This is a genomic window from Hymenobacter latericoloratus (genome assembly GCF_014199535.1).
Taxonomy (GTDB): Bacteria; Bacteroidota; Bacteroidia; order Cytophagales; family Hymenobacteraceae; genus Hymenobacter; species Hymenobacter latericoloratus.
Genome location: NZ_JACHNV010000004.1, coordinates 229461 through 250418 on the forward strand (window position 1 = coordinate 229461; position 20958 = coordinate 250418).

19 protein-coding genes are annotated in these 20958 nt (G+C 60.1%); 9 read left to right on the plus strand and 10 right to left on the minus strand.

Going from position 1 to position 20958, the window contains the following annotated elements; genetic code table 11:
* Positions 1 to 79 precede the first annotated feature (79 nt).
* Complete coding sequence (locus tag GGU46_RS15460; protein ID WP_183404464.1) at positions 80 to 2431, plus strand: hybrid sensor histidine kinase/response regulator; 2352 nt, start codon at positions 80 to 82, stop codon at positions 2429 to 2431.
* A gap of 58 nt (positions 2432 to 2489) precedes the next feature.
* Here GGU46_RS15460 and GGU46_RS15465 read toward each other — a convergent pair whose 3' ends face one another.
* Positions 2490 to 3158: a porin family protein gene (locus GGU46_RS15465; RefSeq protein WP_183404465.1), complete on the minus strand. Its 669-nt coding sequence runs from the start codon at positions 3156 to 3158 to the stop codon at positions 2490 to 2492.
* Positions 3159 to 3249: 91 nt separating this feature from the next.
* Between GGU46_RS15465 and gldB the strand changes: the two genes are divergently transcribed.
* Together gldB and GGU46_RS15475 are read left to right on the plus strand one after the other, a co-directional pair.
* A complete protein-coding gene (gene gldB / locus GGU46_RS15470) occupies positions 3250 to 4278 on the plus strand; it encodes a gliding motility lipoprotein GldB (protein WP_183404466.1) in 1029 nt (342 codons plus the stop codon).
* 2 nt (positions 4279 to 4280) lie between these two features.
* On the plus strand, positions 4281 to 5480 hold the full coding sequence (locus GGU46_RS15475) for a glycosyltransferase family 4 protein (RefSeq protein ID WP_183404467.1): 1200 nt from the start codon (positions 4281 to 4283) through the stop codon (positions 5478 to 5480).
* A 46-nt stretch (positions 5481 to 5526) separates the two neighbouring features.
* Here the strand turns inward: GGU46_RS15475 and nth are convergent, their stop codons facing one another.
* The 5 genes from nth to GGU46_RS15500 all read right to left on the minus strand — a co-directional run bounded on the left by nth (position 5527) and on the right by GGU46_RS15500 (position 8578).
* Positions 5527 to 6246 (minus strand): endonuclease III, encoded by a 720-nt coding sequence (gene nth, locus GGU46_RS15480; RefSeq protein WP_183404468.1) that lies wholly within the window; start codon positions 6244 to 6246, stop codon positions 5527 to 5529.
* Positions 6247 to 6357: 111 nt separating this feature from the next.
* Positions 6358 to 6588 (minus strand): hypothetical protein, encoded by a 231-nt coding sequence (locus GGU46_RS15485; RefSeq protein WP_183404469.1) that lies wholly within the window; start codon positions 6586 to 6588, stop codon positions 6358 to 6360.
* Positions 6527 to 7162 carry an RNA polymerase sigma factor gene (locus tag GGU46_RS15490; RefSeq protein WP_183404470.1) on the minus strand — a complete coding sequence of 212 codons (636 nt, stop codon included), beginning with the start codon at positions 7160 to 7162 and terminating at the stop codon, positions 6527 to 6529. Before GGU46_RS15490 ends, GGU46_RS15485 begins: the two co-directional genes overlap by 62 nt.
* 316 nt (positions 7163 to 7478) lie before the next feature.
* The gene (locus GGU46_RS15495) at positions 7479 to 8057 is read right to left on the minus strand and encodes a DUF6799 domain-containing protein (protein WP_183404471.1); all 579 of its coding nucleotides are present in this window, start codon (positions 8055 to 8057) and stop codon (positions 7479 to 7481) included.
* Between the two features lie 92 nt (positions 8058 to 8149).
* The gene (locus GGU46_RS15500; RefSeq protein ID WP_183404472.1) at positions 8150 to 8578 is read right to left on the minus strand and encodes a hypothetical protein; all 429 of its coding nucleotides are present in this window, start codon (positions 8576 to 8578) and stop codon (positions 8150 to 8152) included.
* 246 nt (positions 8579 to 8824) lie between these two features.
* Here GGU46_RS15500 and GGU46_RS15505 point away from each other — a divergent pair, with 246 nt between their 5' ends.
* The gene (locus GGU46_RS15505) at positions 8825 to 10102 is read left to right on the plus strand and encodes an MFS transporter (protein WP_183404473.1); all 1278 of its coding nucleotides are present in this window, start codon (positions 8825 to 8827) and stop codon (positions 10100 to 10102) included.
* A 91-nt stretch (positions 10103 to 10193) separates the two neighbouring features.
* Here GGU46_RS15505 and GGU46_RS15510 read toward each other — a convergent pair whose 3' ends face one another.
* The 3 genes from GGU46_RS15510 to GGU46_RS15520 all read right to left on the minus strand — a co-directional run bounded on the left by GGU46_RS15510 (position 10194) and on the right by GGU46_RS15520 (position 13306).
* Positions 10194 to 10943, minus strand: a complete 750-nt coding sequence (locus tag GGU46_RS15510; RefSeq protein WP_183404474.1) for a copper resistance protein NlpE N-terminal domain-containing protein — start codon at positions 10941 to 10943, stop codon at positions 10194 to 10196.
* Between the two features lie 152 nt (positions 10944 to 11095).
* Positions 11096 to 11713: a hypothetical protein gene (locus GGU46_RS15515; RefSeq protein WP_183404475.1), complete on the minus strand. Its 618-nt coding sequence runs from the start codon at positions 11711 to 11713 to the stop codon at positions 11096 to 11098.
* A 99-nt stretch (positions 11714 to 11812) separates the two neighbouring features.
* Complete coding sequence (locus GGU46_RS15520) at positions 11813 to 13306, minus strand: alpha/beta hydrolase family protein (protein WP_183404476.1); 1494 nt, start codon at positions 13304 to 13306, stop codon at positions 11813 to 11815.
* Positions 13307 to 13659: 353 nt separating this feature from the next.
* Between GGU46_RS15520 and GGU46_RS15525 the strand changes: the two genes are divergently transcribed.
* A complete protein-coding gene (locus GGU46_RS15525; protein ID WP_183404477.1) occupies positions 13660 to 14346 on the plus strand; it encodes an SGNH/GDSL hydrolase family protein in 687 nt (228 codons plus the stop codon).
* A gap of 78 nt (positions 14347 to 14424) precedes the next feature.
* Here GGU46_RS15525 and GGU46_RS15530 read toward each other — a convergent pair whose 3' ends face one another.
* Entirely contained in the window at positions 14425 to 15282 is an 858-nt protein-coding gene (locus tag GGU46_RS15530; protein ID WP_183404478.1) for an ADP-ribosylglycohydrolase family protein, read from the minus strand.
* A gap of 192 nt (positions 15283 to 15474) precedes the next feature.
* On the opposite strand from GGU46_RS15530, the gene uvrA reads away from it, so the two are divergent.
* From uvrA to GGU46_RS15550, 4 genes are all read left to right on the plus strand, one after another.
* Entirely contained in the window at positions 15475 to 18309 is a 2835-nt protein-coding gene (gene uvrA, locus GGU46_RS15535; RefSeq protein WP_183404479.1) for an excinuclease ABC subunit UvrA, read from the plus strand.
* A gap of 153 nt (positions 18310 to 18462) precedes the next feature.
* Positions 18463 to 19278 (plus strand): tryptophan-rich sensory protein, encoded by an 816-nt coding sequence (locus GGU46_RS15540; protein ID WP_183404480.1) that lies wholly within the window; start codon positions 18463 to 18465, stop codon positions 19276 to 19278.
* Between the two features lie 272 nt (positions 19279 to 19550).
* Positions 19551 to 20315 (plus strand): triose-phosphate isomerase, encoded by a 765-nt coding sequence (gene tpiA, locus GGU46_RS15545; RefSeq protein WP_183404481.1) that lies wholly within the window; start codon positions 19551 to 19553, stop codon positions 20313 to 20315.
* Positions 20316 to 20521: 206 nt separating this feature from the next.
* Complete coding sequence (locus GGU46_RS15550) at positions 20522 to 20902, plus strand: DUF6150 family protein (protein WP_246399047.1); 381 nt, start codon at positions 20522 to 20524, stop codon at positions 20900 to 20902.
* Positions 20903 to 20958: the final 56 nt, after the last annotated feature.

Genomic DNA, 20958 nt, shown 5'->3' on the forward strand with positions numbered 1-20958 from the left:
GAAACAGGCTATTCAGCCAGACTTTGGAACCGTTGGGCGAGGATGCTAGTACTTTCGGGTGGGCTCTATTTTCTCTGCTATGAACAAGATACCCTCCGCGTCAGCTGCTACCCCCCTGAGTCTGGAGCAGGCCCACCTGCGTATTCAGGAGCTGGAGGCGGCACTACAGGAGGTTTCTGACCGGGCACATGGCATTGCCGGCCGCCTGGACCAGCTGCTGAATCATCTGCAGGAAGGCATTCTGCTGACGGATGAAACCGGGCGGATTGCCTTCGTGAATGACCAGTTCTGTGCGTTATGGGACATTGAGGAGCCAGCTTCCTACTGGTTGGGGCGGGCGTGGCAGGAGCTGGCTGCTGTGCTGATGGAGCTGACCGTTGATCCGGCTGCCTTTGAACAGCAGGTGCGCAGCAGGCGGCAAAAGGGAGAACCAGTTTTCAGTGACCCGGTAGAGCTGCTGGATGGCCGCGTGCTGGAGCGCGACTTTATGCCGCTCCAGGCTAGTGCTGATGCCGCGGTAAACGTGCTAATTCGTCTGCGCGACGTAACGGAATACCACCGGGCGACAGTGCAGCTACGGGCCGTGGCCAGTATTCCGGGCCAAAACCCCAATCCGATTTTTCGACTAGACGCAACCGGGCAACTGCTGTACACCAATCCGGCGGCCAACGCCCTGTTTCAATCCCTGGCCGAAACGGACCAGAGCCGGCTGCTGACGAAAACCCAGCGGCTGGCTGCTACCGCTCTGGCCCACAGCCAGCCCTGGCAGGTGGACATACCGGTGGGCGAAAATTTCTATACGGCCTTTGTCGCGCCCTTCGCTACGGAAGGGTATGCCAATCTTTACTTGGTCAACATCACGAAGCGCATTCTGGTAGAGCAAGAGCTGAACCAGGCGAAAGATGAGGCGGAGGCGGCCCTGCGGGCCCGGGAAAACTTCCTGGCCAACATGAGCCACGAAATCCGGACGCCCATGAACGGAGTGCTGGGCATGGCCGGACAACTCGCCAAAACGCGCCTTGATGCCCGGCAGCAGGACCTGGTTGGCATTATCCGTAGCTCCGGGCAGCACCTGCTCAGCATTATCAATGATGTGCTCGACATGGCCAAGATTACCTCCGGTAAGCTGGAGTTTGAGCAAATTCCGTTCAACCTCTGCAACTCGCTGGCCGAAGCCCTGCAGCCGTTGGTGCTGCAGGCCGTGGAAAAAGGCCTCACCGTGGCCGCAACTCCGCTCCGGGACTCCTGCCCGTTGCCCTGGGTTACCGGCGACCCGTACCGCATCAATCAGGTCATGATTAACCTGGTGGCCAATGCCATCAAATTTACCGAACCCGGCGGCCATATCACGGTTCTCAGCCGCCAGCTGAAGTCTGATGCCGATACGCTTACGGTGGAGTTTGTGGTGTCGGATTCGGGCATCGGGATTCCGGCGGAGCAGCAGGCCCGCATTTTCGAGGGCTTCACGCAGGCCTACGCCGATACTACGCGGCGGTTTGGGGGCACGGGGCTGGGCCTGAGCATCTCGCGGGCTATTGTGGAGCAGCTGGGCGGTGTGCTGACGGTAGAGAGTGAGGTTGGCAAGGGTAGCACGTTCCGGTTTGTCCTGACGCTGCCGCGCACCCCGGCCGTAGCCGCTGAGCTAACGCCTTCCGCCTTTGATACCGGGGTGCTACGGGGCCGCCGGGTGCTGCTGGTAGAAGATAACGAAGTAAATCGCGACGTGGCGCGGATGCTGCTGGAGGAATGGGGAGTGGAAGTAGATGAGGCCGAAAACGGGCAGGTAGGGCTGGAAATGATCAGGCACTGCCTCTACGACGCGGTGCTGATGGATATTCAGATGCCGGGCATGAGCGGGCTGGAAGCCACGGCCCTCATCCGGCAGCTACCCGACCCGGCCCGCGCGAATGTGCCTATTCTGGCCCTGACGGCCAATGCCTTCCGGGCGGATAACGCCCGCTACCTGGCCGCCGGCATGAACGCCTGCCTGACTAAGCCCTTCGAGGAAGCCGACCTGTACCAGCACCTGGAAGCGTTGCTACAGCCAGCTGCCAGCCTTACCCCAGCTGCCCAAGCCAGCTACGACCTGACGCGCCTACGGGGCCTGGCGCACGGCCGCGACGCTTTCGTAACTAAAATTATTCGCTCCTTCCTGGGAAGCGTACCCGCCAGCTTGGCTCAGCTAGAGGCCGCCGCAGCCGCCCAGGACTGGGCGCAGGTGGCGGCCATCATCCATCACATCAGGCCAGGGGTAGAGTCGCTGGGCATTCAGGGGGTAGGGATGGCCCTGCAAGAGCTGGAGCAGCCTTCGCCCAATAGGGAGCCGGCTACTGCTGCCAGCCAGGCTGCGGTAGCGCAGGTAGTGGCAAAGCTCCGGCAGGCCCTACAGGAGCTACCCCGGGAGTTACCGCCCGATTCGGGATTAAGCTGAAAGCCAGGGCCCGCCTACCATAAGTACGCGGGCCCTGGCTTTATCTGGAAAGGGCAAGCTAGAATTTCATGCCTAAATCGAGGGCAAACTCGCTGTTTTTCAACTCTACTTCCTTGAAGTCCCGCTCATCCTCGAAATAGTTGTCGATGTTGAGCAGGCCACGGTGGTAGCTCAGGCCGACCAGTACGCGGGTGCTCTTGCCCAGCTGGCGCTCTACCCCAAAACCGGCCCGCAGCCCTACATCGGGGATGATAACGTGCTTGGCGGCTTTGGTTTTTTCCTGCGTGGCGGGGTCGGTGTAGTATTTCTCACCGCTAATGCGCCCGGCAATAGCCGCGTTCAACGAGCCGCCCAGCTGGAAATACAGCTTGGTGTCGGTGGCAATGTCGTTGGTAAACAGCTTCACCGTAACCGGAACCTGCAGGTACTGCAACCCGATTTTCTGCTGCTCGCGCCGGTTCAGAGCGGGGTCGAAGTAGCTGATGGTGCCCCCCTTGCCCGTCAGCTCCAGGCCCGTGCCGAAGGCGTAATTTTCACCGAAAAAGTAATCGACAATGATGCCGCCGCCGATACCCAGCTTGGACTTCTCGTTTTGCAGCCCGTTTTCCAGGGAGCCAGCCCGTAGGTGCGTGACAGAAGGCGAAACCTTCAGTCCAATTTCAACCTGAGCGGAGGCTACGCCCAGGGTAGCGCCGCTGAGCAGCAGGGAAAGCAGAACTTTTTTCATGGCAAGGACGGAATTACAGATAGGGGAAACACGAAGCCACGGCGGTTGGCCGTTCCGTTTTGGCTAATTTCGCCTTAAAGATAAAAGCGTGATGCACATTCCTGCCCGTATGCGGGCCTGGCTGGCGGCCGTAACGGTGGCCGGGCTGGGTCTGGTCGCCTGTAGTCGCGGCCAAGAAAGCTGTGAACTGGACCCGGCCGTAGCCAAGGTGTCGGCGCCGGTGGCGCTGGAGCGCCTAGAAAAGCCGTTTTTTCAAATTAAGAACCCCGCCACTGCCGGTCAGTTCATCAAAGCGCACGGGTTGTTCGCGCGGCAATTTCTGCAAAGCAACCAGTACCCCGGCGAGGTGCTGAATACTACGCTGGCCCGCTTGGCCACCAATCCGGGCTTGCAGAAGCTGGGTGCCCAGGCCGATACCACTTTCCGGACGGAGCAGTTGCAGCAACAGCTGCAGTCGCTGTTCCAGCACATCCGCTACTACTTCCCCGATTTCCGGGTGCCGCCGGTAAAAACCTTCGTGAGCGGACTCAGCCAGGATTTGTTCGTGAATGACAGCCTGCTGGTCATCAGTACCGACTTCTTCGTGGGCCCCAAGGCAGCCTACCTGCCTAACGTACCAAGCTACATTCAGCGCCGCTACACCAAGGAGCACATGCTGCCCGCCCTGGCGCTGGCCATCAGCAGCAAGTACAACCAGAAGCAGCTCACCAACCAAACCATGCTGGGCGAGATAGTGCAGTTCGGTAAGGCGCTGTACTTCGCCGAAAAAGTGCTGCCCTGCACCGCCGACTCACTGATTATGGGCTACACCGCCAAAGAAATGGCCGGGGTAAGCTTTAACGAGGGCAAAATCTGGGCTCACTTTATTGATAAAAATCTGCTCTACAACACGGCTCCTTTCACCATTCAGAAGTATATCGGGGAGCGGCCCAACATCCCGGAAATTGATAAGACGTGCCCGGGCAGGGTGGGGGCCTGGATTGGCTGGCAGATTGTGCGCAAATACATGGCTGAGCACCCCAACGTAACGCTCAAGCAGCTGATGGCCGAGAAAAATGCCCAGCGCATTCTGAACGAGTCGCGCTACCGGCCCAAGCAGAACCGGGGCCGCCTCAGCTAGTCATGCACATTGCCGTCTTCAGCCAGTACCACACCAACCCCGACTGCCCCGCTACCAGTCGGCACTACTCGTTGCTGGCGCAGATGGCCCGGAAGCACCGGATTACCCTCATTACCACCCGCACTTGGGAAACGCAACGCCTGACCCAGGCATTTCCGTGGCTGCCTGAGGGGGTAGAAATGCGGGCGGCGGCGGTACCGTATGAAAACAAAATGGGGGTAGCCCGCCGGGCCCTGTCTTTTGGGCAATATGCCGCCTATGCCCTGCGCGAGGGCCTTCGCATCGAGAAGCCCGATGTTATCTGGGGCATCAGCACGCCCCTCACGGCCGCCTGGGCGGCAGCCCAAGTGGCCCGCATGCGGCGGGTGCCGTGGGTGTTTGAGGTGCAGGACTTGTGGCCGGCTTTTCCAGTTGCCATGGGTGCAGTACCGAATGGGGTAGCCCGGCGCGGATTGTATGCCCTAGAAAAGAGCCTCTACCAGTCAGCCCGCCATATTCTGCCCCTCTCCCCGGATATGACGGCCTACGTGCAGGGCCTGGGCATACCGCCCGAAAAGCTAACTACCTCCCTCAACGGCACCGACCTGGACTTAGCCGCCGCCGCTACCGATGCGGCCGTAGCGGCCCTCCGTCAGCAGCAGGGCCTGGCAGGCCGCCAGGTAATTCTATACGCCGGCACCTTTGGGCGCGCCAACGATATGCCTACCCTGGTAGCGGCCGCCGAACTGCTGGCCGCGCGGCACCCCGCCGTTACCTGGCTGTTTATGGGCCACGGTTACGACGAGCCTTTGCTGCAAGCTGCCGCGGCCCGTTGCCCGGCTATCCGGCTGATACCACCCCAGCCGCGCCACGCGGTATTTACGTGGTTTCGGCTGGCCGACGTAGCGGTGGTTTCCTTTCTGGGGCTGCCGGTGCTGGATGCCAACTCGCCGGCCAAGCTCTACGACAGCCTGGCCGTAGGAACCCCGGTTATTGTTACCAATCGGGGCTGGACCAAGGAATTAGTGGAGCGGCATGGTTGCGGCTGGTTTACTCCGGCTGGTGAGCCCACGGCGCTGGCGGCACTGCTAGCTGATGTACTGAGCAACCCGGAGCAGCTACGCGCTGCCGGAGCAGCCGGCCAGCAAGTGGCTATACATGAGTTTGATCGGCGTAGCATTGCCGCTGTAATGCAACAGGTTCTGGAGCAAGCCGCACGATAGATGCCGAGCTACCACAGGCCATAAACCTGCTAATACTACTTATATACTAAGTTGTGCCTTTGCCCGGTAATGAATGGCCTACAGTGCGTCTTACGGGCTTTTTATCGGGGGTAAGTGCCTGTTTAGCCACTACATTGGTGTAGTACTTGCACCAGCTTTTCAACGGGCAGATACTGCATTTGGGCTGGCGCGCCACGCAGATGTAGCGCCCGTGCAGAATCAGCCAGTGGTGGGCCTTGGGCACCAGCTCCTGCGGTATATAACGTACCAGTTCCTTCTCCACGGCGAGGGGGGTAGTAGCCGTGCGCGGCACCAGCCCGAGCCGGTGCGATACCCGAAAGACGTGGGTATCCACGGCCATGGCGGGCTGGTTATAAATCACAGATACCACCACGTTGGCCGTTTTGCGGCCTACCCCCGGCAAGCGCTGCAACTCCTCTATGTTGCTCGGTACCTCGCCCCCAAACTCCTGCACCAGCAGGCGGCCAAGGCCCGCAAGGTGCTTGGCCTTGTTATTGGGGTAGGAAACGCTGCGGATGAAGGGAAATATCTCTTCGGCGGAGGCGGCAGCCAGGTGGGCGGGCGTCGGGAACTGCTCCAGCAGAGCGGGCATAATCTGATTGACGCGCTTGTCGGTGCACTGGGCGCTCAGCACTACCGCCACAATCAGCTCATAGGGGTTAGAGTACACCAATTCCGTTTTCGGCTCCGGAAAGTTGGTGGTGAAATAGTCCAGGAAAAGGCGGAACCGCTCCGGCTTACGCATACGGCAAAGGTGAAGTGCGCTGCAAAGTACAGGCAAAAAAAGATCCTTGCGCGGGTAAGCCGTTATCAGCCGGCCCGCGCAAGGACGTATTTCTTTCCCCTCGGAAACTACTTACCCGGCCTTGAGAAAGGTGCGGGAGTACTGCAGAATGGCATCGGTGGTGCGCTTACTTGGCGTACGCCGGGCTCCATTGAGGGCCCGTTGGGCCAGGAGCAAATCGGCGCAGGTAGCGGCCAGGTCGGCATCGTGCACCAAGGCCTGCTCTATTTCCTGCTGTTCATTAGCCGGCAATTCGTTGTACACGTACCGGAGCAGTTTCTCGTGGGTAAAGGTTTTGATCATAGAAAACGGGTTGCGCGGCCATCTTTTTCCGCAGGTTAATCAGCGCGTAGCGCATCCGCCCCAGCGCTGTATTAATGCTGACCCCCGTTGCATCGGCAATTTCCTGAAAGCTCATGTCGCCGTAGTGGCGCATGATCAGGACTTCTTTCTGCGCCGCGGGCAGCTCCTGAATCAGCTCCCGAAGCCGCGCGTGGGTTTCTTCCCGCGTCAGCGCAGCTTCAGCACCTTCTTCTGCCAACGACAACGAGTTGAACGCATGACTTGTTGTATCAAGGTTCAATAAAGGACTGCGTTTTTCGCGCCGGAAGCAGTCAATGGCCAGATTGTGCGCAATCCGGCAAATCCAGGACGAGAATTTACCTTCCTCATTATAGCGGCCACTCTTCATGGTATGAATGGCCTTGATGAAGGTATCCTGCAATAGGTCCTCGGCCACGTCTTCGTCGCGCACAATCAGCATGATGGTGGTGAACACACGGGCTTTGTGCCGCTCAAGCAACTGAGCAAAGGCCTCTTCCTGGCCGGCGATGTAGAGCGAAATAAGAGCGGAATCGCTCGGCTGCATGGTTTCCATAAAGACTACGAGAGTTAGGGAACGTAGAGCTTCAGGCCATAGAGTGCAGTTGCCGGTGAAAATCTGGAAGGTAAGGGGGAGGTGAAGAACCCAGTAAAATCAAATGTAGAAAACCGCCAGCCCAAACACAATGGCCGAAGCCAGTTGAGGCCAAAATTTTTTATAACTAATTCGAAACCAAAATATATAATATCTAAAATTTGGTATGCACCAGTATGGTGCCCTGACTGGCAGCGCCTTAAAACCAGAAAACCGAAGCTTCTTTAAGGTAAGAAGAACTTCGGTTTCCAGAGCAAGTACAACGCAGAATTGTGCGTTAGGGTCTGAGTTGCTGGCTCAGGGCCTGAAGCCGCTGCCCGGAGGCAGGAGAGGGGGTAGTGCCCGTCGCCAGTGCCGTTGCGCGCTCGGCCAGCAGATCCGTTAGCTGCCGAAGCTGCTCCAGGCGCTGGTTGGTGCGCTGCAGTTCCGCCCCGAGGGCGGCCAAGTTGGTTGTTACCGGAATTTCCACCACGGTAGGTTTAGCGCCGGTCGTGACCTCATCGTGGCGCTCAATGGCCTGGGCACTCATCATGTCGTCGCGGTAGATAACTACCTCGCCCTGCATGTTCACGGCCTTGCCTTCGCCCAAGAGCTGGCGGGCGCCGTTTTTAGCTACCAGCGTGCCACTGGTCAGCAGCGTAGAGCCGTTACTGAACCGCAGCGAGGCAGTAAGGGGCGAAGCTTTGCCGGCCTGCAGCCGGTACACTTTGCCATTGCGCCGGAAGGCACCATCTTTCAGCGGGGCCGGCGTAGCGGTGGCAGTTTTGACTTTGGTCTGGGCTACGGCCTCGGCGCCAGTTGTGCCCAGGAAAGCTACAACCGCCAAAGAACGAATAAGTATCAGGGGAAAAGACATAGAAAAGCAGCTGGGAAAGGGTAGAACGCAGAACGTATAGGCGCATACGTATGAGTGTTTGTTGTGGCTGCGGCGCTCCGGTTCCGGAGGGGTCAGGCACTGTCGTGGTGCTGGCGGCCGGCCAGCCAGTGCAGGGCGCCCTCTTCCGTCCCGAACAGCCGCACGTGGGCCATATCATGCATCACCATGGGGGAGCCGGTCTGCTGCTCTTCGGGGCTGAGCTGGGCGGCCGGTACCAGAAAGGCCCAGTACACGCGCCCTTTCAGCTGCTTAAAGGCCTGTGGTACAAACTCCGACAGCACCCACTGCGTGTCGTCTTCGCTGGCCGGGCCGCGGTGGCGCAGGTCCACCAGCCAAAAGCGCGTGCGGGTAGGCCGGGCGGCCGCCAGAGCGGCTGTGTAGCTCTGCTGCAGCTCAAGGGGCGAAACCGGCCGGGGCCAGCGCACTACCAGCACGCCCAACTCGTCGCGGCGGTGAAACTCAACAAAATCGGGGGCGGAAGCGGAAACGGAAGCTGGCATGGGATGAAAAAAACGCTGAAAGCCAACGGCGGATGCGTTGCGGGCCGGGTTGGGGCAACCAGGCCCGCGCTACGGATGCTTAGAGAGCCGATCAGAAGAAACGCTTTTACCTGCATACGGTAACGAAGGCAAAAGGGCTTGCGTACGCAGGGCCCGGCGGAGATGTAAAAGTACGGCCGCCGGGCTACCCAACCCGCTGGCAGCGGTTACCTTTGCCGGGCTGCGCGTTTCCGGCATTGCCCCTCTATGTCTGCTTCCTCTACTCCAACGCATGACCCCTACGCGGCCCTGCGGATTCCTGATTTCCGCCGGCTGGTATCGGCCCGCATTTGCCTGACCATTGCCACCCGAATCCAGGGGCTGGTGGTGGGCTGGCAGATTTTCCGCCTGACAAACGACCCGCTGGCCCTGGGCCTGATTGGGCTGGCCGAGGCCATTCCCAGTATTAGCGTATCGCTCTACGCCGGGCACGTTGCCGACTCCGTGCGGCGCAAAAACATTATTGTGGTTACGGTGGCGGTACTCGGGCTGTGCGCCCTGGCGCTGGCGCTGCTGGCCTCGCCCGCGGGGCTACCCCTGCTTTCCCGCCAGGCCTTCTACACATGGCCGCTCTACCTCGTGATTTTTGTGAGTGGTATTGCGCGTGGCTTCCTGGGGCCGGCCTTGTTTTCCTTTATGCCCCAGCTGCTGCCCGACCGGGAGCGGCTGGCTAATGCCGTTACCTGGAACAGCACTACCTACCAGGCCGCAGCGGTGCTGGGGCCAGCCATTGGCGGCTACCTCATCACCTGGGGGGTAGCCAATTCCTACATGGTGGCGGCAGTGTTGCTGCTGGTGGCGCTGGGGCAGTTTGCCGCTATTGCCTCGCGGCCCCTGCCTGCGCTGGAGGGCGAAAAGCCGGGCTTGCAGGAAAGCATCCTGAGCGGGCTGCGCTTTATCTGGGGCAACCAGCTGGTGCTGGCTGCGCTTTCCCTCGATCTGTTTGCGGTGCTGTTCGGTGGGGCGGTGGCCTTGCTACCGGTTTTTGCGGTGGACATCCTGAAAGTAGGAGCCGCGGGCCTGGGTCACCTAGAGTCGGCGCCGGCTATTGGGTCGGTGCTGATGGCCGCGCTGCTGACGTATTTCCCGCTGCGCCGGCACGCAGGCCGCAAGCTCCTCTGGGCCGTAGCCGGCTTCGGGGTAGCTACCATCCTGTTTGCCCTGTCTGATAGCTACGAGCTGTCACTGTTCCTGCTGTTCCTGACCGGGGCCTTCGACTCGGTATCGGTGATTGTGCGCTCTACGCTGCTGCACACCTTCACGCCGGAGCACATGAAAGGCCGCGTATCAGCCGTGAACAACATCTTTATTGGGTCATCCAACGAAATCGGCTCCTTTGAGTCGGGGGTGGCGGCGCGGCTGCTGGGCGTGGTCAACTCGGTGGTATTTGGCGGCTTCATGACCCTGGGGGTGGTAGGGCTCACGGCAGTACTGGCCGATAAGCTGCGCAAGCTGGACATGACGCCGGCCAAGCAAGAGGCCTGATGCACACTGCCCGGCTACGGAAAACCACACCGGCCCGCAGAACCAATGTGCTGCGGGCCGGTGTGGTTTCTGAAGGCAAACCAGCGAAGCGCTACTGCTGGAAGGCCTGCTTCTGAGCCTGCGGGCAAATGGCGTCGGGCTTCATTTCCAGAATTTTCTCCACCGCCAGGGCTTCTGTGCCGCCGCTGCCGCCCTGCAGGGTAGCCCGTACGCGCACAAATACCGGCTGCCCGGAGTCTTTGCGGGTAGTGGCATAGCGGCGCTCCAGCTCGGGCCCGGCGCCGGAGGCGGCCAGAAGGTAGCGCTTCTCCGTACCGCACTCAATGAATGTAGCGGCATTGGGCTGGAAGGTGTATTTGCCCGTGAACTCGCGCCGGACGCCGGCCTCACTCAGGTTGCCATCGGTTGTAAAGTTAAGGGTGTAATCCTGCCCGTCATCTTGCATGGGCTTGCCAGTAGCATCCAGCAGGAGCAGTGCCTGGCCAGCCTCCACGCGGTAGCGACGCACAGGGTCGTTGCCGCTGGGCTCCAGGGTTACTACCTGCCCGCGTACCCGCCACGGCCCCCGACGGTAGTTGGTGGGCGAGGGGCGTCCGAGGTAAGTTTCCTGCAGTTCGTACAGGCTGTCGGGCTTAAGGGTTAAGCGGGTGGCAATGCCCTGGCAGTCGTTGCAGGGCACGGTATCGGCGTACACGCCGGCCAGGGGTAGGGTGGCAGCTCCGGCGTCCTTGTCAGCCGCCGGGTTTTCGGAACCGGTGCCGTACGCCTGCTCCCGACCCTGGCAGGCCGTTAGCAAATACAAGCCGGATGCAACACAAAGAAACGAGCGAAAAAAAGTCATATACAGCAGCTATGGGAAGTGAATTTCCTACGCAGCCGCCGCCGCATTAGATACAGAAAACAGGATCTGACCCAGGGTATTCTATAGAATGTGGATAAGTGTGTGGATAAGTAGTGGCTTATACACAATTTCTGCTCATTTCAAACGACCCGTTACGTGCGCATAGGCACCACCAAAAAAGTACCTCGCAAACAGCGGGTAAATCCGTGACGCTGACTGTCGCGGTTGAGGTCCTGGCGCTGGTAGGTGCTGTTGAGGGAGGTACTGCCTACCATCAGCATCGTGTAGCCGCGGCGTTTCACTAAATAGCGCCGTACGCCCGGTCCCCGGACGCTGGCAAACTGCTCCCCGAATTGCTCAGCGGCCGTCCAGGCCGCTACCAGGGCCTGCGGATCGGTGCCGGCGGCGCGCGCCTCCTGGTAGAGAGCTGCCAGCCGCACATCGGTGCTGTAGTGCGCTTCGGGGGCATGGCGCACCACCAGATCATGCGCCTGCCACAGGTGCTTCATGGCATCCTTCTTTCGCAAAATCTCACCGCAGTGCCGACAGATATGCTCCTCCGGCCCGCACACCAAGGGCCCGGCTCCCGGGCGCGGACCGGCCGCGGGTTTACCAGCCTGAGCCGTGCGCTGCTCCCGCAGGGTTTGCATCAGGGCCGAAAACAGCTCACCTTCACTGACGCCGTGCTTGTGCCGCAGAATGTCGAGCGTATGCCGGCTCAGCATGCCAAATGAGAGGATGTCGTGTAAATCAGTGCGCAGAGCCAGCATACAGGATACAAACCTAAACGGTGCAGCCAGGTTCCGGGGTAGGAAAAAACAAAAGCGCCGAAGCTCAGCTTCGGCGCTTTCAACCAAGAAACAGCACGGCTAACGGCTGGCCTGGGCAGTTTTGGGTGTTTTCCGGGCCCCTTTGGCCGAGGAAGTCGCGGATTTGGCATCGGGGGCAGAGGTAGGCAGGGGCCGGGGCCGCTCGGTATTATCGAAGATCCACTCCCGGACAGTAGCCAGAGCTTTCGGCGAGAAAACGGGCTGCTGCTCCCCATTCACCAGGGGCCAGTCCTTCATTTCGGGTTGGTACCAGTGGTTGACGCCGGCCAGTTTCTGCGACTCAACGGAGGCGCTTTTCAGGCCCTTTTTCAGGGGGGCGATGTTCTGGGCCGGGTCCACTTGCAGGTCGTTGCCGCCGCCCAGCAGCAGTACCGGGCACTTCACGGTGCCTAGGGTGCGGGTCGGGTCGAAATCGAGGAAGTAGCGCGACCAGGGCGAGGTGAGCTGCACGGCGCGGGCGCGGGCCATGTGGGGGTCCAGGTCGGTGTTGTTGAAGCGCAGGGTAGCGGCTACCTTGCCGCGGGCCTGGTTGTCGTTGGGTGTCTGCCGGATGATTTCCACCATTTCCTTGTGCAGCTCCAGGGCCGCCTTCACTTGGGCCGGGTTGGAGCCGATCAGGCGCATAATCTCCATTTGCTGGCGCATGATAACATCGCGCCCTGGCACACCGTAGCCCGACATTGATACAACGAAGGCCGGCGTGGCCGGCTGCTGCTCGGCGGCGGCCAGCAGGGCTACGTTGCCCCCTTCGCCGTGGCCCACCAGGCCAATGTACCGTTGGTCGACAAGAGGTTTGGCCCGCAGGTACACCATGGCTGCCTGCGCATCGCTCACCAGATCGGCGGTAGTAGCTGTGAAGTGGTTGCCCTGCGATTTGCCCACGCCCCGGTCATCGAAGCGCAGTACGGCAATGCCGCGGCGCGTCAGGTGGTCGGCCAGGGACCCGAACATGCGGTAGTCCTGTTGCTCCACGTCGCGGTTCTGGGGGCCGTTGTCGGAGAGCAGCACCACGGCCGGGAAGGGGCCAGGGCCCGCCGGAATGGTGAGGGTGCCGGCCAGCGCAATATTGGCCTGGGTATTCAGGAATTTTACTTCCTCCTCGCGGTAGGGGGGGGTGAGGCGAGGCTTGCCCGTGGCTACCGGTTGCGGCGTAGCTTTCATGCGGGTAAGCGTGAGGGGAGCTGTCAGGCCGGGCTGGGTCCAGTTTCCCTGGAAAGTAGCACCTCCATCCTTCACTTTGCCCACGAACTTGCTACCGGCCTGCTCAATGCTGATGGTAATATCGGAACCCTTGAGGGTAACCTCAGCCGGCATGCGGTTGATGCGCTGCTGGGGCGCATCCAGGGCCGCGTAGTAGCTGCCGTTGGAAAGCGGCACCAGGGTGATAATCAGGGTAAGCTGGCCGCCCGGAACCTTGAGCGGGCCCTTCCACTGGCCATTCAGGGGAGTGGCTTGCTCCACACCAGCCAGCGTTAGCAGGGGAAGGCACCAGAACAGCCAGAAAAGAAAAAGCTTGGGTAGGGTTTTCTTCATAAAGTGAAAATCAACAGGGGTATTTTACCGCTTGTCGTACTGATTGAGTATGAAAATATCAAACTACATACTCACATGCCAGCCAGAGGTTTGCCCTAAGCCACAGAAAGGGAGCAGGGGTAGCAAAAAGGGCTAAAATTTTTTAAATCCTCTGGCCTACTGCTCAGGTTAAAAGCATATGGTGCCGAATATATTCAACTTAACCTAGACTTATCGATACTAAGGCAAAAGTGGAGGAGGGCACCGGCCTACCTGCTGAGGCTGGTAGCCGCCCCATGCGGCGGCTACGCCCCCCATTGCGGGCAGTTTGCTTACGGCGGGTTACCTTACTGCAGTCGTCTTATTTTTTCGCTATGCTCTACTCTGTTTGGCGCCGGGTATATACCAGCGCGCTTCTCCTGGTGCTTGCGGGGGCTGCCCATCCTAGCTTCGCCCAAGCCATCAACCCCGCCCAGTGGGCTCCGGAGCTGCGCGCCTTTGCCCGCCAGGACAGCCTCACGCCCCCGCCCCGGCGGCCGGTGCTGTTCTACGGCAGCTCCTCCATCCGAAAGTGGGAAACGCTCCGGCAGGACTTTCCCGGCCGGCCGGTGCTTAACCGCGGCTTCGGTGGCTCCCGCTTCCCCGATGCTCTGTATTTCTTTGACCAACTGGTGGCCGCCTACCGGCCGCGCCAAGTGGTGCTCTACGAGGGCGATAATGACATCGGCTCCGGCGCTACCCCGCAGGAAGTGTTCCAATCGTTCCGGGACTTCGAGCGGCTGATGCAGCAGAAGCTGCCCAAGGTGCCGGTGGTGTTTCTGGCCATCAAGCCCAGCCCCTCGCGCTGGGCACTGTACCCGCAAGTGCAGGAAGCCAACCGCCTGATTCGGGAGTACATTGGGCAGCACCCGAAACGCCTGCGCTTCGTGGACACGGCTACCCCCTTGCTGGGAGCAAACGGTAAGCCGCAGCCGCAGTTCTACGTCGCGGACAGTCTGCACATGACTCCGGCAGGTTATGCAGTGTGGAAGGAGGTAGTGGGGAAGGCGTTGAAGCGGTAGGCTAACAACTCCGCTGTTCTAATGAAGGGAGAGAATCGCTCTATCAATAATGCTTCTAAGCCACAGGTATTCCGGTAACTACTCCAACTTCGAGAGCAACCCCGCTGGTATTCCCGCCAACCCGACCACCGCTCCTGCAAGTTGACCCGCGATGGAAGCATTCGTGTCCGTGTCGCCGCCGGTGGCAATCAGTTGCTGCAACAAGCCCGCTAACCCGAGGTCAAAGATTTTGGTGGCGCAAAAGATGGCGAAGGGCACTGAGTTTACAACGTATCCGTTGTTCCCCAGACGCGCTACGTCAGCAATAGTAGCGGTGGTCGGATATTCGTTTATCACCAACAGCCGGTCTTTTAGGTTGGTGTCGGGTAGCTCGGGAAGCAGGAGGCTGAGGAGGTTATTGCGGCCGTTCCAAGTGCCAGTAGTGGCGGCCTTGATGGCCAAATACACGGCTAACGCGCCCGCGTAGGCTTCCTCGTTGTGGTGAGTAATGCGGCAGGCATCGTATAGGTGCTGCCGGGTAGTAGCGGGATAAAACGCAAAGGGAGCCACGCGCATAGCCGCTCCGTTGCCGGCCGCATACTGCCCTCGCCGGCCCGCTTGGGTCCAATGGATGCCAGCCGCCAGGTCGCGAACAGCCTTCAGGGTACTTGCTCCCAGCCCAACTAGTTTTCCTTGCTGGTAATACCCCTGGAACCGCTCGGCTAGCAGTTCCGGATGAAAAGAGCCAATAGCCAGTACTTCGCACGTAGCCAAGGTCAGCTGCGTGTCATCAGTAATAGCCCAACGCCGGGTCGGCGACGGCTTGCCGCCCAGGTAAAAGGTAGTAGCGGATGGTGCTACCTCGTTTTCGAAGCTGCTGCCCCAGGCATCGCCAATAGCGCCACCCAAAATGCATGCAACGAACCTCTCGTGCTGGGTAGGATGAACAGTGGCCATAGCTTTAAATAGGAACAGGCCTGCAAAGTAGGCCAATACTTGTGGCTAGGGCAAAATGATACGGTAAGGGTACTAAACAAATACCTCACTACTTTCCTACCCCCACCCATCTGCCGTACCTTCGCTACTTCCAACTACCTCGGCCGGAAATTACAGGAAACCAAACCCCCGGCCGTCGTTGTTACCCGACCTATGGCCGATAACTCCGCTTTGCAAGTAGCCGCCCCCGCGGCCGACCCCATTGACCAGCTCGACCCGCGCGAGTTCATCCTGATAAAAAACGCCCGGGTTCATAACCTCAAGAACCTCAGCGTAGCGCTGCCGCGCAATAAGTTTGTTGTTGTCACGGGCCTTTCGGGTTCGGGCAAGTCCTCGTTGGCGTTCGACACGCTATATGCCGAAGGGCAGCGCATGTACGTGGAAAGCCTGAGCTCCTACGCCCGCCAGTTTCTGGGCCGCATGGACAAGCCCGACGTGGACTACATTCGGGGCATTTCGCCGGCCATTGCCATTGAGCAGAAGGTCAGTATCAAAAACAACCGCTCCACCGTAGGCACCAGCACCGAGATTTACGACTACCTCAAGCTGCTCTTCGCGCGGGTAGGCCGCACGTACTCGCCCGTGAGCGGGGAGCAGGTGCGCAAGGACAACGTGGCCGACGTGGTGGACTACCTCATGAAGCTGCCCGAAGGCACCCGCGTGATGCTGCTCTCGCCCCTGCTGCCCGCCGAAGATGGCCGGCCCATGAGCAAGGAGCTGGATTTGCTGCTGCAGAAAGGCTACAGCCGGGTGGTAGTAAACGGGGAAACCGCTTTTATTGAAGAGCTGATTGCCGAAGGCCAGCCCGAAGTGCAGGGCGACGTGTACATCATGATTGACCGCGCCGTGATTCAGCCCGGCGACGAGGACCTGATGTTCCGTTTATCGGACTCGGTGCAAACGTCCTTTTTTGAGGGCCACGGCACCTGCCTGGTGAAGCTGGATGAGGAAACTCGCACCTTCTCCGACCGGTTTGAGCTGGACGATATGGTGTTTGAGGAGCCCAGCGTCAACTTCTTTTCCTTCAACAACCCCTACGGCGCCTGCCAAACCTGCGAAGGATTCGGCTCGGTGCTGGGCATTGACGAGGACCTGGTAATTCCGGACAAGAGCCTGACGGTGTACGAGGGTGCTATTGCTCCCTGGCGCACCGACAAGCAGAGCGAGTGGCTGAAACCCCTGCTCAAAAACGGCATCCGCTTCGACTTCCCTATTCACCGCCCCTACAACGAGCTCAGCGAGGCCGAGCGCCAGCTGCTCTGGAAGGGCAACAAGTACTTTGATGGCCTCGATGCCTACTTTAACTGGGTATCGACGCAGACGCACAAAATTCAGTACCGGGTGCTGCAGAGCCGTTACCGGGGCCGCACTACCTGCCCCGACTGCCGGGGCACGCGCCTGCGCAAAGACGCTCAGTACGTCAAGATTCAGGGCCAGAGCATTACCGACCTGGTGCTGCTACCCGTGAGCCGGGCCCTAGAGTTTTTCCAGAACCTCGACCTGCCCGAGCACGAAGCTAAGGTAGCGGAGCGCCTCGTGACGGAAGTTACCAACCGTTTGGAGTACCTGAACCGGGTAGGGCTGGGCTACCTCACCCTGAACCGCCTGAGCAGCACGCTTTCGGGCGGGGAAAGCCAGCGGATTTCGTTGGCTACCTCCCTGGGTTCGGCGCTGGTAGGCTCCATGTACATTCTCGACGAGCCCAGCATTGGCCTCCACCCCAAGGACGCCGAGCAGCTCATTGGCGTGCTGCGCTCCTTGCAGCAGCTCGGCAACACCGTGATTGTGGTGGAGCATGAGGACAAGATGATGGAGCAGGCCGACCAGATCATCGACATCGGGCCTGAGGCGGGTAGCGGCGGCGGTACCCTGCAGTTCCAGGGCACCTACGCCGAGGTGCTGGCCTCCGACACTTACACCGGCCAGTACCTGAGCGGCCGCATGGCGGTAGCCGTGCCCAAAACGCGCCGCCCCTGGCGCAACGCTCTGGAGCTGACCGGCGCCCGCGAAAACAACCTCAAAAACGTGAGTGTCAAGTTTCCGCTGAACGTGATGACGGTGGTAACGGGCGTTTCGGGCTCGGGCAAAAGTACCCTGATTCGGCGGATTCTGGCCCCAGCCCTGCTCAAGCAGCTGGGCGGCGGCGCGGGAGAAGCTACCGGCAAGTTCGACCGCCTGATGGGCGTGAACGGGCAGGTAACGCACGTTGAGTTCGTGGACCAGAACCCCATCGGCAAGAGCAGCCGCTCGAACCCGGTAACCTACGTAAAGGCCTACGACGCCATCCGGACCCTGTTTGCCGATCAGCAGCTGGCCAAAGCCCGCGGCTTCAAACCTTCCCACTTCTCCTTCAATATTGACGGGGGCCGCTGCGAGGTGTGCCAGGGCGAAGGTCAGGTGAAGATTGAAATGCAGTTCATGGCCGATATCTACCTGACTTGCGAAGCCTGCGAGGGCCGCAAGTTCAAGCAGGATATCCTGGACGTGCTCTATAAGGAAAAGAGCATCAACGAGGTGCTGGAAATGACCATTGAGGACAGCATCGAATTCTTCAAGGATCAACCCAAAATTGTGGAGCGGTTGAAGCCTCTCGACGACGTAGGGCTGAGCTATATTCGCCTGGGGCAGTCGGCCAACACCTTGTCCGGCGGCGAGGCCCAGCGTGTGAAGCTGGCATCTTTCCTGACCAAGGGCAACACCCTACAGAACGATAAAATCCTGTTCATCTTCGATGAACCCAGCACCGGCCTGCACTTCCACGACATCAATAAGCTGATGACGGCCCTGAATGCGCTGGTGGAACAAGGCAACTCCGTGCTTATCATCGAGCACAACATGGACATCATCAAGTGCGCCGACTGGATCATCGACCTTGGCCCCGAGGGCGGCATCAACGGCGGACATTTGCTATTCGAAGGAACGCCCGAAGAAATGGTGAAGCTCAAGGACAGCAACCACACCGCCCGCTTCCTGGCCGAGAAGCTGTAAATGCGGCCTAACCACTTATGAAGCCCGATTATGCTGAGAAGCGTAGTCGGGCTTTGCGTTGTGTAAGGGGGTAGGAAAAGCGGTAAGCTCGACCGTCGAAACGCCTGCAACTTCGTAGAGGGAAGAATCGGATATTTCCCGGTTATTCACTCTATGAACTCATCCGCTACCCACCAAGAAGCCTTTGACGCCCTGACTGCCCCCACCGAGAGCCGTGCGTGGCGCTGGGCGGCTTCGGCAGCTATTGTCGGCAACATTGCCCTGAACTACGTCTCGCAGCGCTACCCCTTCAATGGGCAGACCAACGCCCAGGTATCTGCCAAGTACCCCACGGTGCTCACGCCGGCCGGCTACGCCTTCAGCATCTGGGGGCTGATTTTCCTGAGCTTGCTGTTCTACGCCGTGTGGCAGCTGCTGCCGGCTCAGCGCCGCAACCCTCTGCCCGACGCGGTGGCGCGGCCCCTGGTGTTTGCTAACCTGCTGACGGGCCTGTGGCTGGTGGTATTTGCTTACGAGCTGCTGGTGCCGAGTGCGGTAGTCATGCTGTTGATACTGGCCAGCCTGGCGGTGGTGTACGGCCGGGCCCGCCACTTCGTGGGGCGCCAGGAAGCGCCCTGGTACAGCAGCGTGCCGTTTGGCCTCTATCTGGGCTGGATTTCGGTAGCCACGGTGGTGAATACCACCCTGACTCTGGGCACCCAATGGCAGCCTGGCCCCGAGGAAAGCATTGAAATAGCTATTGTACTGGTAGGCATTACGGCCGGTCTGGCCCTGAACGTAACCCGCCGGTTCCGGGAGCTGGCCTACCCCGCCGCCGTGGCCTGGGGCCTGGCCGGCATCTGGGCCGCCCGCCGCTTCGAGGCCGATACCGAGGTGCTGGCCTGGATGGCCCTGGCCGCAGCCGGACTGGTGGCAATAGCCGGGCTTGGGCTGGCGTGGTGGGGTAGAGGTAAGGAAGTGATGAGGTGATGAAGTGAATGGTAACAGGTAAAAGGTGAAGGCTAACAGGTGACAAACAGCAAGTCATACTTCATCTGGCGTCCGCTTGTCGAAGCATCTCGCGTGCTGACGTCTGGTTACTTCAGCAACGTCAGCATGCGAGACTCCTCGGCTGCGCTCGGAATGACGGGCTGTTTGTCACCCTTCACCTTTTACCTGTCACCTGTTACCCCATCACCTCTTCACCCCATCACTTCTTCCCCTAACTTGCGGCCCAACTCCCAACCTCAACCCTTTCCGCTATGCGTAAGAATATTGTGGCCGGCAACTGGAAGATGAACACCACCCTCCAGGATGGCCAGGCGCTGATTTCCGAAATCGTGAACATGGTCCAGGACGAAGTAACCGGCTCCCAGGTAGAGGTAGTCGTGTGCCCGCCCTTTCCGTTCCTGTCGGCCATTGGCAAGCAGCTGCCCGAGGGCGGCCGTTTCCACCTCGGTGCCCAGAACTGCCACCAAAAGGAAACCGGCGCCTTCACCGGCGAAGTGTCGGCCCAGATGCTGCAGTCGGTGGGGGCTGAGTACGTGATTCTGGGTCACTCGGAGCGCCGCCAGTACTTCCGCGAGGACGACGAGCTGCTGAGCCAGAAGCTGAAAGCCGCTCTGGCCGCCGGCCTGAAGCCCATCTTCTGCGTGGGCGAAAGCCTGGAAACCCGCGAGGCCGACGAAACCTTTAAGTTCATTGAGAAGCAGCTGAAAGACGGCCTGTTCCACCTCACCAATGAAGAGTTCGACCAGGTTGTGGTGGCCTATGAGCCCATCTGGGCCATTGGCACCGGCAAAACCGCCACCAGCGCCCAGGCCCAGGAAGTACACGCCTTCATCCGGGAGCAGATTGCCCGGGCTTACGACGCTGAAGCTGCCGAAAATACCACCATCCTGTACGGCGGCTCGGCCAACGCTCAGAACGCCCGCGAGCTGTTCAGCCAGCCCGACGTGGATGGCGGCCTCATTGGCGGCGCTTCCCTCAAGTCGCGCGACTTCACCGAGATTATCAAGTCGTTCTAGAAATGGGCCGTAGGGAGCGGGGTTTGCCCCCGCCCGCCAGTGCCCACTCAGCTTGAGGCTTACAGACGGCTCTATTATGGCCTGAAGCTTACCCCAGCATTTACTGCTGCAAGCACACATCGGCGGAAATCGTGCAACGATGGGCGGGGGCGAGCCCCGCTCCCTACATTTCGGCCGGATAATTGCCTGAAGTTCTGGCCTTGCTTATGCTTACTACCCTACTGCTTTCCGGCCTGCTGGCCCTGAATCCGTTCCGGCTGGCTCCGGCCGTGCCGCTGGTGGCGCCTACCCCCCTCGGTTCCGTGGACCCGTGCCGCCTCTACGGCTCGGTGTATCTGGAAGCCGACCCGCGCCGCCGCAGCCAGGCATTTGGAGTAGTGTATCAGGAGCCCGATGAGGCGTTTGCCGATGTGCTGGTGTACCGGGAAACCAACAAGCTCTTCGCCGACAAGGCCGGCCTGTGGTACCTGACCGACGCCCGCGACTTTGCCGATTACGTGCTCTTCGTGACCGACAACCGCAACCTGGCCGACTTTTCCTTTCACTACACCAAGGTGCGCTCCTTTGCCGGCTGCCGGAAGCAGTAGGGCAGCCCGTTTTTTCCTCCGACCTTTGCCGTCCCGTGCCCCAGGCGCGGGACGGT

What these genes read in the sequence shown, in the direction of transcription:
- GGU46_RS15505 (WP_183404473.1), top strand. Translation starts at nt 8,825, where the DNA reads ATGTCTGCTTCCTCTACTCCAACGCATGACCCCTACGCGGCCCTGCGG.
- gldB (WP_183404466.1), top strand. Translation starts at nt 3,250, where the DNA reads ATGCACATTCCTGCCCGTATGCGGGCCTGGCTGGCGGCCGTAACGGTG.
- nth (WP_183404468.1), bottom strand. Translation starts at nt 6,246, where the DNA reads ATGCGTAAGCCGGAGCGGTTCCGCCTTTTCCTGGACTATTTCACCACC.
- GGU46_RS15520 (WP_183404476.1), bottom strand. Translation starts at nt 13,306, where the DNA reads ATGAAGAAAACCCTACCCAAGCTTTTTCTTTTCTGGCTGTTCTGGTGC.
- GGU46_RS15485 (WP_183404469.1), bottom strand. Translation starts at nt 6,588, where the DNA reads ATGATCAAAACCTTTACCCACGAGAAACTGCTCCGGTACGTGTACAAC.
- GGU46_RS15515 (WP_183404475.1), bottom strand. Translation starts at nt 11,713, where the DNA reads ATGCTGGCTCTGCGCACTGATTTACACGACATCCTCTCATTTGGCATG.
- GGU46_RS15530 (WP_183404478.1), bottom strand. Translation starts at nt 15,282, where the DNA reads ATGGCCACTGTTCATCCTACCCAGCACGAGAGGTTCGTTGCATGCATT.
- GGU46_RS15525 (WP_183404477.1), top strand. Translation starts at nt 13,660, where the DNA reads ATGCTCTACTCTGTTTGGCGCCGGGTATATACCAGCGCGCTTCTCCTG.
- GGU46_RS15465 (WP_183404465.1), bottom strand. Translation starts at nt 3,158, where the DNA reads ATGAAAAAAGTTCTGCTTTCCCTGCTGCTCAGCGGCGCTACCCTGGGC.
- uvrA (WP_183404479.1), top strand. Translation starts at nt 15,475, where the DNA reads ATGGCCGATAACTCCGCTTTGCAAGTAGCCGCCCCCGCGGCCGACCCC.
- GGU46_RS15495 (WP_183404471.1), bottom strand. Translation starts at nt 8,057, where the DNA reads ATGTCTTTTCCCCTGATACTTATTCGTTCTTTGGCGGTTGTAGCTTTC.
- GGU46_RS15500 (WP_183404472.1), bottom strand. Translation starts at nt 8,578, where the DNA reads ATGCCAGCTTCCGTTTCCGCTTCCGCCCCCGATTTTGTTGAGTTTCAC.
- GGU46_RS15540 (WP_183404480.1), top strand. Translation starts at nt 18,463, where the DNA reads ATGAACTCATCCGCTACCCACCAAGAAGCCTTTGACGCCCTGACTGCC.
- GGU46_RS15460 (WP_183404464.1), top strand. Translation starts at nt 80, where the DNA reads ATGAACAAGATACCCTCCGCGTCAGCTGCTACCCCCCTGAGTCTGGAG.
- tpiA (WP_183404481.1), top strand. Translation starts at nt 19,551, where the DNA reads ATGCGTAAGAATATTGTGGCCGGCAACTGGAAGATGAACACCACCCTC.
- GGU46_RS15475 (WP_183404467.1), top strand. Translation starts at nt 4,281, where the DNA reads ATGCACATTGCCGTCTTCAGCCAGTACCACACCAACCCCGACTGCCCC.
- GGU46_RS15490 (WP_183404470.1), bottom strand. Translation starts at nt 7,162, where the DNA reads ATGGAAACCATGCAGCCGAGCGATTCCGCTCTTATTTCGCTCTACATC.
- GGU46_RS15510 (WP_183404474.1), bottom strand. Translation starts at nt 10,943, where the DNA reads ATGACTTTTTTTCGCTCGTTTCTTTGTGTTGCATCCGGCTTGTATTTG.
- GGU46_RS15550 (WP_246399047.1), top strand. Translation starts at nt 20,522, where the DNA reads ATGCTTACTACCCTACTGCTTTCCGGCCTGCTGGCCCTGAATCCGTTC.